Raw genomic sequence first — 12,833 nt, 5'->3', positions numbered from 1 at the left:
ATTGGTAGTGTTTTACTTGTAGTTGCGAAACAAATTTATTATAGAAAGTTAGTTTGTGAAAATTATATGGAATTGGATTAGTTTATAAAAATACTTAATTGTAGTTTTCAATCTTATTTGAGTAAGAGTTTATTTCCTCCAAGAACCTTTAGAATTCCAATTAACCCCAAATTTCTTCATTTTATCAGCATAAAATTCCAAAATAAATTCCTTATAGTTATCAAATGTTAAGAAAAAAAACGACAAAAACTAGCCTAAATTAACAATTTGTTATGTTATTAAGTAATTCGTCGAACAATTTTTTTAAACTAGAACAGTACTAGACAAATTTTACATCCCTTCTTTTATATAATAGACCGAAACAAATGATATAGATGAGGGGGATGGAATATGTCAAATATCCAAATGCTGAATGAAAAGTCGTCATGGCAAGAGCATTTCAGTCGTTTTACTATTAAAAAGGTAAGCCTAATTCTTCATTTATTCTTCATGTTGTTAGCATTTTTTCTATCAAGAGCGGTAATGTTTGAAGCGGCTGTTCCTTTTTTATTACCATTATGGGCAATCGTGCGAAATAGATATGAAAATGAGAAATGGGCAGTGTTCATCGGCGGGTTAATTGGTGCATTGAGTTTGAGTTTAGGGCAAGGTTTGATTTTGTTACTGCAACTTGGTTTTTACGAATTATTGATTCGGTTCCGATATTGGAAGCCCCCTATGGCTATTGCTGTGGCCCTTGCCATCTTTTTTGGACAATTGTTATGGCAAAGCATTTTGCATATAGGCATCCCTCCTTTCATAGTACAGTTGTATGTTTATTATGAAATGATATTAGCTTTTTTCATGACAATCTTTGTGAAGCTATTTTTCGTTGAACCTTATCGTTTTTGGTCTGCTTCCTGGAGTTATGAGCGGGTAGGAGCGGGGTTAGTAATTTTAGCGGTCGTTTTAACTGGGATGCATTCATTAACGATATCGTATTTTTCACTTTTTACATTTGTTCTGCATTTATCGATTTGCATTGCTGCCATTACTGGTGGAATAACGGTTGCCTCAAGCGTTTCAACTATTATTGGAGCATTAGTAGGAATATCAGAGCTTTCTTTCACGGGAATGATTGCTGTTTATGCTTTAACGGGCGTATCGAGCGGGTTGTGTAAAGGGATTGGAAGAGTAGGCGCTGTAATAGGTAGTTTAATACCCAGCATCTTTTTCTTTTTTTATGATTCAACGTTGCCACTAGATAGCGTTTATTTTGTATCGGTCTTGATAGCGGGTGTAGTCTTTTTATTATTGCCAGAAAAAATGCTAAACTTTTTGGAAAATATCATTCGTCCAAAACGAGATGAAGTATTGCTTAAAAGGCAGGAATGGCTAACGGAACATACAACGGAAAAGTTAGAGACGTTTCAACGTTTTGTTTTGTTTATGAAAGAATTAGTTTTTGAGCGCTTTACGTCAACTGAGAATGTGAGTGAAATTCGAAAGATTGAGCCTTGTGCCACTTGTATGAGTTGTTTTCGATATGATAGATGCTGGGGAGAAAAAAATATTGGAATGGATGAAAATATTCGAAGATGGTTCCTAGCGAAATCGGGATTAAGTGAAAAAGAACAAATGCTTGCGGAAGAACAAATTCGAACAAAATGCGTAAAATCGTCAAAATTGTTGGAAGAACTTGATTATCAGCTGTATAACGATAAAATGAATGGGCAATTCTATCATGGGAAAAAGATGATTGCTTTGCAATTGAGGGACTTGAGTAATCATTTGAATAAATTGATGGAAGATATGAAAAACGAGACGCTTTCATTTAAGACGATTGAGGAAGAATTAAGCCATGAATTTAAACGCGCAAACATTGATTGTTTTCAAATTGATGTTTTAAATAATACGTTGGGGGAACGTGTGATTGTTTGTTCCTTTATTAACAACCATACTCGAGACGATTTATATTTATTATGTGAACGAATCATTTTACCAGTTCTATATGAAGTCTTTGCTGAACCGTTCCAAGTGGATCGAATATCGAATCATAAGACACCATTTGCTCATTTTCAAGTGAGATTTCGCTCTGCAGTTCGCTATAAAATTCAGTATGATATATATAGTAGAGCGAAAAACTCTAATGTTGTGTCAGGGGATTCTCATGCCATTTTCCACATTCATCCGGGATTAGTAGCCATAATGTTGTCGGATGGCATGGGTCAAAGTCGAGAAGCAAAGCGGGAAAGTAGAAGATTGGTAAGGTTAATGAGGGAATGTTTAAGCTATAATATGAATCCAGAGACTGCTATGCATACATTGCATTATGTCCTTAGTCTAAACCGTGAAGTTGATATGTATGCGACGATAGATTTTGCATTAGTTGATTTACAAAAGGGTGAATTATGGTCTTGGAAAGCAGGTAGCATGTCTACTTATATTTTGCGCGGAGAGCAGCTAATGAAAGTGGAAGGATCATCAGCACCTGTAGGGTTCATGCCTGTATTCTCCATTGAAACGGAAAAAGTCAATTTGCTAGCTGATGATTATGTCGTAATGGTTTCCGATGGTTTGTTCTCTAGCAAATATGATTGGGACGAACAGGAACGTAATTTTGTTAAATTATTAAAGTCAAAAATCAGGGTTGGAATGCCGATTGAAGCGCTTCTATATGATGTGATGGACAGTTATCAAAGCCAGTATGAAGTGGAAGATGACTGCACGGTAATTATTTTTAATGTTTCACATGTGGTGCCAAAATGGGCTGTTTTTAGACCGGTTAGTTAATTAGAGGAAATGAGGTGAGAAGATGGTAACTTTTGAGAAAAAAGTGCAAAATTTTATAGCAGAACAACAATTAGTTGAAGCGGGAGACCGTCTTCTCATCGCTTGTTCTGGTGGCGTTGATTCTATGGCATTGCTTCATTTTTTTATTCAATTACAAGAACAATGTAAAGTTGATTTATATGTTGCTCATGTGGACCATATGTTGAGAGGGAAAGTTTCGTATGAAGATCGGCTATTTGTGGAACAGTTTTGCAGAGAACATGGGATTCCGATTTTTAGCACAAGCATCCCCATTCCAGATTTGTTGGAAAAAGAGGGAGGGAATTCTCAAGCGATTTGTCGCAGAGAGCGGTATGCATTTTTTGCAAACATCATGAAACAATACAACATCAATAAGCTAGTGACAGCTCATCATGCGGATGATCAGTTGGAAACTATGCTGATGTCTCTTGCAAGATCCGGAAACGTCAATGGGTTCAAAGGCATTTCCGCAAAACGAGCGTTTTCGGTTGGCGCTATAATCCGTCCTTTTTTAGTGGTTACAAAAGAAGAAATAACAAATTATTTACAGGAAAAAGGCGGCTCCTTCCGAGAAGACGCGAGCAATATGAAGGATGATTATACTCGAAATCGATTCCGACATCATATTATTCCATTGTTAAAAAACGAAAATAAACAGGTGGCAATTCATGCGGTTCAATTAGCGGAAAATTTGCAACAAGATGACGAATTTTTACTTGAACTCGCAAAAAAACGCTTTTCCTCAGTTGTAGAAAAAATGGAGGATCGTTTTATACTACATATTCGTCCATTTCAAAAAGAGCCACTTGCTTTACAAAGAAGAATCATTTTAATACTATTAAACTATCTTTATCAACCTTCAGACAACCAAAGTTACGCTATTTATAGTAAGATTTTGGAATTATGTAAGTCCCAAGAAGGGAACGCAACAATTCATTTACCAAACCAAATTATTGCAAATAGAAGTTATGGCGACATTGCATTCTTTAAATATCAAACATCCAATAATGAAGAAGACTATATTCAACAAATCAAAATTGGGGAATGGAACGTATTAAATGGTTTTCGTTTATACATAGGAAAACTCTCTGATGAAACGGGCTGCCAACAAAATGATATAGCCGCATATTATTTCAATTCCAACGCAATTGCTTTTCCTCTTAAGGTTCGGAAGCGAAAAGTAGGTGATCGAATTCAGTTAAACGGAATGCAAGCGCCGAAACGATTATCCCGCCTTTTTATTGATGAAAAAATCCCTTTAATTGAAAGAGACGATTGGCCAATACTTGTAGATTCAAATGAAGAAATTTTATCGGTATTAGGTGTTCGGGCTAATCATCAATTTTCAAGAACAAAAAGAATTGATGATAATATGGTAATGATAGTTGAAAAAGTTCCTTACAACAAATAAGGTAAATTTTATAAAATATTTTTTAAAAATGGCTATAATTCATGTAAAGAGAATTTTGCCATCAATTAAATAATTATTTAACAAATAATTTTTCAACGCTGTTTAGGAGGAACATTACATTATGATCGAAAAGGATATCGAAAAAATACTAATTACTGAAGAACAAATTCAAGAAAGAATCGCAGAAATTGGCGCCCAGTTAACGGAAGAATATAAAGATAAGTTTCCATTAGCAATCGGCGTATTAAAAGGTGCAGTACCTTTTATGGCAGATTTAATAAAACGTTTTGAATCATATATTGAAATAGACTTTATGGATGTTTCAAGCTATGGAAATGCAACCGTTTCTTCAGGAGAGGTAAAAATATTAAAAGATTTAAATACGAGTGTAGAAGGTCGGGATGTCATTATCATCGAAGATATCATAGATAGCGGCTTAACACTAAGTTATTTAGTAGACTTATTTAAATATCGAAAAGCAAATTCCATTAAAATTGTTACATTATTAGATAAACCGTCTGGCCGTAAAGTGGACTTAAAAGCTGATATTGTTGGTTTTGAAGTTCCAGATGGATTTGTCGTAGGTTATGGTTTAGACTATGCAGAAAAATACCGAAACCTACCATATATTGGTATATTAAAAAGTGAAGTTTATTCCTTTTAATGTAAGTATTTTTGTATAAATAACGACAAAAATGTAAAAAGGCTACATTATCAGTGCTTTTCATTGTATGATGAAATAATGGTATGTTAAGATTTTACTTATAGTTTTTGTGTTAAGTTGTGAGGAGGCTGGGGATGAATCGAATATTTCGATACACCATACTTTATTTGTTAATTTTTCTTGTGGTGATAGGTATTTTCGGTACCTTTAATGGAGGTGCAACGCCTTCAAAGGAATTAACGTATGATGAGTTTATTAATGCTTTAGAGACAGGGAAAATAAAATCGTTAAATATTCAGCCAGATGCGGGTGTTCTAGTTGGTGAAGGTGAGTTAACAGGAAATGAAGAACAAACTTTCACTGTAAACCTTCCTCAAAACAACCCGGCGCTGATGGAGAAGATAGACAATGCAATTAAAAATTCGAAAATAAGTTTTATACCAGCCCCTGAATCGAGCGCATGGGTTCAATTCTTCACGGGAATCATTCCATTCATTATCATTATCATTTTATTCTTCTTCCTCTTGAGTCAAACTCAAGGCGGAGGCAATAAAGTGATGAACTTCGGTAAAAGTAAAGCGAAACTTTATGATTCTGAAAAGAAAAAAGTTCGCTTTGATGACGTTGCAGGGGCAGATGAAGAGAAGGCCGAATTGGTAGAAGTAGTGGAATTCTTAAAAGACCATCGCAAGTTTACAGAAATGGGGGCACGTATTCCGAAAGGTATTTTATTAGTAGGTCCTCCAGGTACTGGTAAAACATTGCTTGCTAGGGCTGTTGCTGGAGAAGCTGGTGTTCCTTTCTTCTCTATTTCCGGTTCCGACTTCGTAGAAATGTTTGTCGGTGTCGGTGCGTCCCGCGTTCGTGACTTATTTGAAAATGCGAAGAAAAACGCGCCATGTATTATCTTTATTGATGAGATTGATGCGGTTGGACGACAACGTGGTGCGGGTCTTGGCGGAGGTCACGATGAGCGTGAACAAACATTGAATCAATTGCTAGTTGAAATGGACGGTTTTGGTGTAAATGAAGGAATTATCATTATCGCTGCTACAAACCGACCAGATATTTTAGATAAAGCTTTATTACGTCCTGGTCGCTTTGACCGACAAATTACTGTTGGATACCCAGATGTAAAAGGTCGAGAAGCGATTCTGAAAGTTCATGCGCGCAATAAACGATTGGCGGAAGAAGTAGATTTAAAAGCTGTTGCCCAAAGAACTCCAGGTTTTGCTGGTGCAGATTTAGAAAACTTATTAAATGAAGCAGCCTTAGTTGCTACACGTAAAGGGAAACGAAAAATTTATATGGATGATATCGATGAAGCAAGTGACCGAGTGATTGCCGGTCCAGCGAAAACGAGCCGTACTTATACACCAAAAGAGAAAAAACTCGTTGCATATCACGAAGCAGGTCACGTTGTCATCGGTTTAACGCTTGATTCTGCTGAAAAAGTTCATAAAGTAACCATTGTTCCGCGAGGCCAAGCGGGCGGTTATGCTATCATGCTTCCGAAAGAAGAACGTTTCTTCCAAACGAAAGAAGAATTGCTTGATCGCATTACTGGTTTGCTTGGTGGTCGCGCGGCAGAGGAAATTGTATTAGGAGAAGTATCCACTGGTGCTCATAACGACTTCCAAAAAGTAACGAATATTGCTCGCCGAATGGTTACAGAGTTTGGTATGAGCGAAAAGCTTGGCCAACTTCAATTTGGATCATCACAAGGTGGAAATGTATTTTTAGGTCGAGATTTTAATACAGACCAAAATTACTCAGAAGCCATCGCTTTTGAAATCGATAAAGAAATGCAAAAAATTGTGAATGAGCAATATGAACGAGCGAAACGCATATTGACAGAGAAGCGTGATTTGCTAGATTTAATCGCTCAAGCTTTATTGGAGCATGAAACATTAAATGCTGAGCAAATCGAACACTTACGTGATTACGGATGCCTTCCAGAAAAAACAGAAGAAGAAGAAGCTGAGACAATCAAAATCACAACAGTAGAGCCGAAGCAAGCTGACGACGAGAACAAAGAGAGTGAAGAGCCTAAAGAAGTTACTGTAGAAAAATCTGGCTCTGCTCAAATTCATCAAGAGGCAGCTGGTGAAGAAAAAGCTCCGACAACAGATGATTTACCTAAAGAAAATTCTACGGATAGTTTGAATGAAGGCAAAAAGGAATAATGAATACTTGATAAAAGTAGTGTCAGAAATTTTCTGATGCTACTTTTTTCGTTACAGGTTAATCTTTTTGAGGTAACTGCATGCAATATGGTATGATTTCATCAAACGAAAATGGAAGTGGTTTTAGTGATATTAGTCATTGACGTAGGAAACTCAAAAATTTCTGTAGGAGTTTATCAAGATGAGCAATTGATTCATCATTGGAAAATGGAGACGGAGAAAAATAAAACTTCCGATGAATATGCAATGCATTTATATGCCTTTTTTAACTATGCTGGAATCGCCTTTAGCGATATTCGTGGCATTATTATTTCTTCCGTTGTCCCTCCTATTATGTATGTATTAGAAGAAATGTGCCGAAATTATTTTCACATTAAACCCCTTGTCGTAGGGCCTGGCATCAAAACAGGATTAAACATCGCTTGTGATAATCCGCGGGAAGTGGGTACAGACCGAATTGTCAATGCAGTTGCTGCCGTACATGAATATGGCACAAGGCCGCTTATTGTAGTAGACTTTGGGACGGCTATTACTTTTAGTTACATAAATGAGAAAGGGCATTATATGGGAGGGGCCATAACTCCTGGCGTAAGGATTTCTTTGGATGCACTATTTACAAAGGCATCCAAATTGCCACGAGTAGAAATTACAAAGCCGTTTGACATTATCGGAAAAAATACAATCACCTCCATTCAATCGGGAGTTTTTTATGGCTTTATTGGCATGGTTGAGGGAATTGTAAGCCGTATGAAAGAGCAAAGTAAGATTGAACCTTTAGTTATTGCAACTGGAGGTCTTGCAGAATTTTTTTCAAATGAGACAAAACTTATTGATGTAGTAGACAAGTTTTTAACTTTAAAAGGTTTATATATCATTTACAAAAGAAATCATTAAAGAGAGGAAATTTGTTATGGAAGATTATTTAGTAAAAGCTTTAGGATTTGATGGAAAAGTTCGTGCATATGCGGTGCGTTCAACGAATACTGTTGGGGAAGCACAAAAAAGACATAATACATGGCCTACCGCTACTGCTGCCCTAGGTCGCGCATTGACTGCTGGAGCTATGATGGGATCAATGATGAATGCCGATGATAAGATTACAATCAAAATCGAAGGTGGGGGTCCAATCGGTATTATATTGATAGATGCAAACGGAAAAGGAGAAGTAAGGGGATATGTCACGAACCCACAAACTCATTTCCCGTTAAATGAAGTTGGAAAACTAGATGTACGTCGTGCAGTTGGAACGAATGGAAACATTACGATTGTAAAAGACTTAGGTTTGAGAGAAATGTTTACAGGTCAAACCCCAATCGTTTCAGGAGAAATTGCTGAAGACTTCACTTATTATTATGCAGTATCAGAACAAGTTCCTTCATCAGTAGGATTAGGTGTACTGGTGAACACGGATAATTCCGTGCTTGCAGCTGGAGGATTTATTATTCAATTATTACCAGGATGCGATGATGAAACAATTGAAACAATTGAAAACCACTTAAAATCCGTTGAACCGATTTCGAAAATGATTGAAAAAGGCTATACCCCTGAACAAATATTAGATGCAGTATTAGGAGAGGGAAATGTAAAAGTGTTAGAAACTATGCCTGTTCAATTTAACTGTGGATGTTCAAAAGAGCGTTTTGGAGTGGCTATTAAGTCACTAGGTGTACAAGAAATTCAAGAAATGATTGATGAAGATGGAGGAGCAGAAGCAGAGTGCCACTTCTGTTTAGAAAAATATCATTATAGCCAAGAGGAGCTAGAAGGTTTTATCCGTGAGATCGAGGCAAAAAATTAACCAACCTACGACTCAACATACGCCACTATCAAAACGCCGATTAAAAACAAAACCTGTACTCACATTACTTGCGATTTTATTTGTTGGGAATATTTTTTGGTTTGTTCTTTGGTTATTTGCATTAGGTGGAGATGAAGAAGTTGGCGACGATGAAACTATCGTCGCTAGCGTTGATGGTGAAAATATTACTCGCCTGCAATGGATGGCTGAAATGGAACGTTATTATGGAAAAGATACATTGCAGCGCATGGTGAATCAAAAAGTAATGGAAAAGGCTGCGAAAGAATATAGCATTGACGTGACTGAGGATGAAATTGATTTAGAGCTATCCCTTATGGTTTCTTCCAGCGAAATGGATTCAACGTTGCAACAATTAGGAGAGAAGGAACTTAAAGAGCAAATTAAGTCCCAGCTGATTTTAGAGAAAGTATTAACAAAAGATATTATTATTGATGAAAAAGAGCTTGAATCTTATTATGAAGAAAATGAATCGTTATATAATATTCCAACGACGTACCGAGCAAAATTAATTGTTGTGAATACGAAAGATGAAGCAGAAAGTGTTTTAAAAGAACTGAATGAAGGTTCTGATTTTTCGGTATTAGCTCGGGAACGTTCTGTTGAACAAGTTTCGGCAAGTCTCGGGGGAGATATTGGCTATATTACGAATCAATCCAATGTAGATCCAGCTATACTGAAAGCGCTTCAAAAACTAAATAAAAATGAAATTAGCAAGCCTGTTTTATTAAGAGACGGCCGATATGGAATTGTTCAATTACATGAAAAAATGGAAGGAAGATCTTTCCCTTATGGAGAGGTAAAAGATCATATTAAAAGGGGGTTAGCGATGGAGCAACTGTCATCATCCATTACCCCGGAAATGTTTTGGAAAGAATTTGATGTGACATGGTTCTATGGTGAATAATGATTAAAAATTTTACAAATTTTCACTCTCATTTTCATTGACAACAAACGATTAGTAGGGTTAATATTAAAACAAGAAAAACCTATAAAAATAGTCGGTATTATGAAAGGGGAACCGTGATGAGTAAATTATATAATTCTATTACAGAATTAGTTGGTCGCACACCAATCGTGAAGTTAAACCATGCTACAACTGAAGATGAAGGAACTGTTTGGGTAAAATTAGAATATTTTAATCCAGGAAGCTCTGTTAAAGATCGTATTGCTTTAGCGATGATTGAAGCGGCAGAAAGAGATGGACGACTAAAACCAGGTGGCACAATTATTGAACCAACTTCAGGAAACACTGGAATTGGACTTGCGATGATTGCAGCAGCAAAAGGTTATCGCGCTATTTTAGTAATGCCTGAAACTATGAGTATTGAACGCCGTAAATTACTTCGTGCATATGGTGCTGAATTAGTATTAACACCTGGTCCTGAAGGAATGAAAGGTGCAATTGCTAAAGCAACAGCACTTGCAGAAGAAAATGGTTATTTCATGCCACAACAATTTGAAAACCCTGCAAATGCAGAAATCCACCGCTTAACAACAGGTCCGGAAATAGTGGAAGCATTTGAAGGTGTGCAATTAGACGCATTTGTTGCTGGGGTAGGTACAGGTGGTACAATCACAGGTGCAGGTGCTGTATTAAAAGAAAAATATCCAAACATTGAAATTATTGCAGTTGAACCGAAAGACTCTCCGGTTTTATCTGGCGGAAATCCAGGTTCCCATAAAATTCAGGGTATTGGAGCAGGTTTCGTACCAAAAGTGTTAAATACAGAAATTTACGATTCTGTATTCCAAGTTGATAATGAAACAGCATTCGAAACAGCTCGTAAAGTAGGTCGTGAAGAAGGTATTTTATGCGGTATTTCATCAGGTGCTGCTATTCACGCTGCAATTCAAACTGCAAAACGTTTAGGCAAAGGTTCTAACGTATTAGCGATTGTTCCATCTAATGGTGAACGCTATTTATCAACAGCTTTATACAATTTCGAAGACTAATAAGAAAGAGCTTGGGACAAAACCCTAGCTAATAAAAAATCGTCACTTATGATTTTTCATGAAGTGACGATTTTTTATGGAAAACGTTGTTCTCCGTTCCGGCCGACGCTTTCCGCGGGCACGGCTCAAGCCTCCTCGGTACTCGTACCTCGCACCTGCGGGGTCTTGAGGCTCGTGCTGTTCCCGCAGGAGTCGCGGCCTCCACGTCGAACAACTTAACTTTCTTAAATTTATATAAACAAAAAAAGAGGCTCTTTTGATAAAATTAAGTCACCACAACAAAATCTTAGAAAGGAGCCTCTTTATGTTTAAATATTATAACATGAATCAATTAGTTTTACCTATAGATTTAGAAGTTATATTACAAGAAAATGATATTGCCTACCATATTCATCATTTAGTCGAAAGCATTCCAGACGAAGCTTTCGCTCCGTTTTATAAAGAAACTGGTTGTCCATCCTATCATCCCCGAATGATGTTAAAAATTATCTTGTGTGGTTATACGCAATCTGTCTTTTCAGGTCGTCGTATTGAAGATTTAACAAAAGATAGCATTCGGATGATGTGGCTAGCTCAAGGATATGAACCAAGCTATCGTACCATTAATCGTTTTCGTGTACATCCCCAAATGCAAGAATTAATCCGTCAATGTTTTGTACAATTCCGTTGTCAACTTATTGAAGAAAAATTAATAGATGAAAAAGCCGTTTTTATTGATGGTACTAAGATTGAAGCGAACGCAAATAAATTTACATTTGTATGGAAAAAGTCGATCGAAAAGCATCATGCCAATTTAATTAAAAAATCAAATGAAGTCTATGACCGTTTACTTGAAGAACAAGTCTTACCAGCAATTGAACGTGAAAATGAAGAAGAGCTTTCAGTAGAAGAACTAAAAGAAGTAGCATCATCTCTTGAAAAAGTAGTCGATGACTATTCTACAAAAATTGAAGCTTCTGAAGATCCGGTGGAACGAAAACGACTACGTAGTGAAAGGAAAACACCAAAACAGATATTAAAGCAAGTGAATGATTGGATTGCACGCAAAGAAAAGTATCAAAATGATTTGGAGATTCTACAAAACCGTAACAGCTATTCTAAAACGGATCACGATGCGACATTTATGCGAATGAAAGATGACTATATGAAAAATGGACAATTAAAAGCAGGCTACAATATCCAAATCGCAACAGAAAATCAATTTACACTTGCTTATGATGTATTTCCAAATCCAACAGATACGAAAACATTGACACCTTTCTTGGATACGATTGAAGAACGGTATTTTGATTTACCAGAATATATAGTTGCGGATGCTGGATATGGTAGTGAACCGAATTATGATGACATTATGATAAAACGAGAACGAACACCTTTGATTAAATATGGGATGTATGAAAAAGAGCAGAAGAAAAAATACAAGGATGACCCATTTAAACCAAGCAATTGGATATATGATGAAGTAAATGATACCTATATATGTCCGAATCAAAAAACTCTTTCATTTAAATTTGTTTCGACACGTAAGGATTCTTCTGGATTTGTTCGTCAATTTAAAGTGTACGAGTGTGAAGATTGTACAGGTTGTCCAATCCGTCATTTATGTACGAAAGCAAAAGAAAGTACGAATCGAAGATTGCGTATAAATTTGAAATGGGAACAACAAAAAGCATATGTACAACAAAAGCTTTCAGAGCCTGAAACTGCCGAAATCTATCATCAACGTAAAATTGATGTAGAACCAGTTTTTGGATTTCTGAAGGCTATTTTGGGATTCACACGATTTTCCGTTCGAGGAAAATTCAAAGTAAAAATTGAAATGGGAATTGCCCTAATGGCCACAAATTTAAGAAAATATGCACTACGAGGGGTGTAAAACCCTCATGAATTGGATGAAATTGTAAAAGGGTGAGCTGTTTCAAACAACTCACCCCTTATTTTTGAGGTTGAAAAATACTTATGTCCCAACCTCATTTTGTTTGACGAAAAACATGTTATATGATTACA

General features: G+C 36.4%; 9 protein-coding genes. All 9 read left to right on the top strand.

The annotated features are described in order from the left end of the window. The first annotated feature begins 390 nt into the window (after window positions 1-390). The 9 genes from NSQ18_RS06590 (at window position 391) to NSQ18_RS06550 (ending at window position 12,702) form a co-directional block, all read left to right on the top strand. Complete coding sequence (locus NSQ18_RS06590) at window positions 391-2,772, top strand: SpoIIE family protein phosphatase (protein ID WP_096549922.1); 2,382 nt, start codon at window positions 391-393, stop codon at window positions 2,770-2,772. A gap of 22 nt (window positions 2,773-2,794) precedes the next feature. After that, on the top strand, window positions 2,795-4,204 hold the full coding sequence (gene tilS, locus NSQ18_RS06585; protein WP_016838834.1) for a tRNA lysidine(34) synthetase TilS: 1,410 nt from the start codon (window positions 2,795-2,797) through the stop codon (window positions 4,202-4,204). Window positions 4,205-4,325: 121 nt separating this feature from the next. Beyond that, a complete protein-coding gene (hpt, locus tag NSQ18_RS06580; protein WP_016838833.1) occupies window positions 4,326-4,868 on the top strand; it encodes a hypoxanthine phosphoribosyltransferase in 543 nt (180 codons plus the stop codon). A 134-nt stretch (window positions 4,869-5,002) separates the two neighbouring features. Beyond that, complete coding sequence (gene ftsH / locus NSQ18_RS06575; protein WP_016838832.1) at window positions 5,003-7,054, top strand: ATP-dependent zinc metalloprotease FtsH; 2,052 nt, start codon at window positions 5,003-5,005, stop codon at window positions 7,052-7,054. A gap of 126 nt (window positions 7,055-7,180) precedes the next feature. After that, window positions 7,181-7,948 carry a type III pantothenate kinase gene (locus NSQ18_RS06570; protein ID WP_016838831.1) on the top strand — a complete coding sequence of 256 codons (768 nt, stop codon included), beginning with the start codon at window positions 7,181-7,183 and terminating at the stop codon, window positions 7,946-7,948. 16 nt (window positions 7,949-7,964) lie between these two features. Next, a complete protein-coding gene (hslO, locus tag NSQ18_RS06565; protein WP_339289480.1) occupies window positions 7,965-8,852 on the top strand; it encodes an Hsp33 family molecular chaperone HslO in 888 nt (295 codons plus the stop codon). After that, entirely contained in the window at window positions 8,830-9,777 is a 948-nt protein-coding gene (locus tag NSQ18_RS06560; RefSeq protein ID WP_016838829.1) for a peptidyl-prolyl cis-trans isomerase, read from the top strand. The genes hslO and NSQ18_RS06560 overlap by 23 nt, the downstream gene beginning before the upstream one ends. 119 nt (window positions 9,778-9,896) lie before the next feature. Beyond that, a complete protein-coding gene (cysK, locus tag NSQ18_RS06555) occupies window positions 9,897-10,826 on the top strand; it encodes a cysteine synthase A (protein WP_016838828.1) in 930 nt (309 codons plus the stop codon). Between the two features lie 304 nt (window positions 10,827-11,130). After that, on the top strand, window positions 11,131-12,702 hold the full coding sequence (locus NSQ18_RS06550; RefSeq protein WP_016839668.1) for an IS1182 family transposase: 1,572 nt from the start codon (window positions 11,131-11,133) through the stop codon (window positions 12,700-12,702). The last annotated feature ends 131 nt before the right edge of the window (window positions 12,703-12,833 follow it).

Source organism: Ureibacillus sp. FSL K6-0786 (assembly GCF_037965165.1).
Lineage (GTDB): Bacteria > Bacillota > Bacilli > Bacillales_A > Planococcaceae > Ureibacillus > Ureibacillus thermosphaericus.
Note: the sequence above shows the minus strand (reverse complement) of the source record. Positions and strands in the feature narration are given on the sequence as shown.

What these genes read in the sequence shown, in the direction of transcription:
- NSQ18_RS06590 (WP_096549922.1), top strand. Translation starts at nt 391, where the DNA reads ATGTCAAATATCCAAATGCTGAATGAAAAGTCGTCATGGCAAGAGCAT.
- tilS (WP_016838834.1), top strand. Translation starts at nt 2,795, where the DNA reads ATGGTAACTTTTGAGAAAAAAGTGCAAAATTTTATAGCAGAACAACAA.
- hpt (WP_016838833.1), top strand. Translation starts at nt 4,326, where the DNA reads ATGATCGAAAAGGATATCGAAAAAATACTAATTACTGAAGAACAAATT.
- ftsH (WP_016838832.1), top strand. Translation starts at nt 5,003, where the DNA reads ATGAATCGAATATTTCGATACACCATACTTTATTTGTTAATTTTTCTT.
- hslO (WP_339289480.1), top strand. Translation starts at nt 7,965, where the DNA reads ATGGAAGATTATTTAGTAAAAGCTTTAGGATTTGATGGAAAAGTTCGT.
- cysK (WP_016838828.1), top strand. Translation starts at nt 9,897, where the DNA reads ATGAGTAAATTATATAATTCTATTACAGAATTAGTTGGTCGCACACCA.
- NSQ18_RS06550 (WP_016839668.1), top strand. Translation starts at nt 11,131, where the DNA reads ATGTTTAAATATTATAACATGAATCAATTAGTTTTACCTATAGATTTA.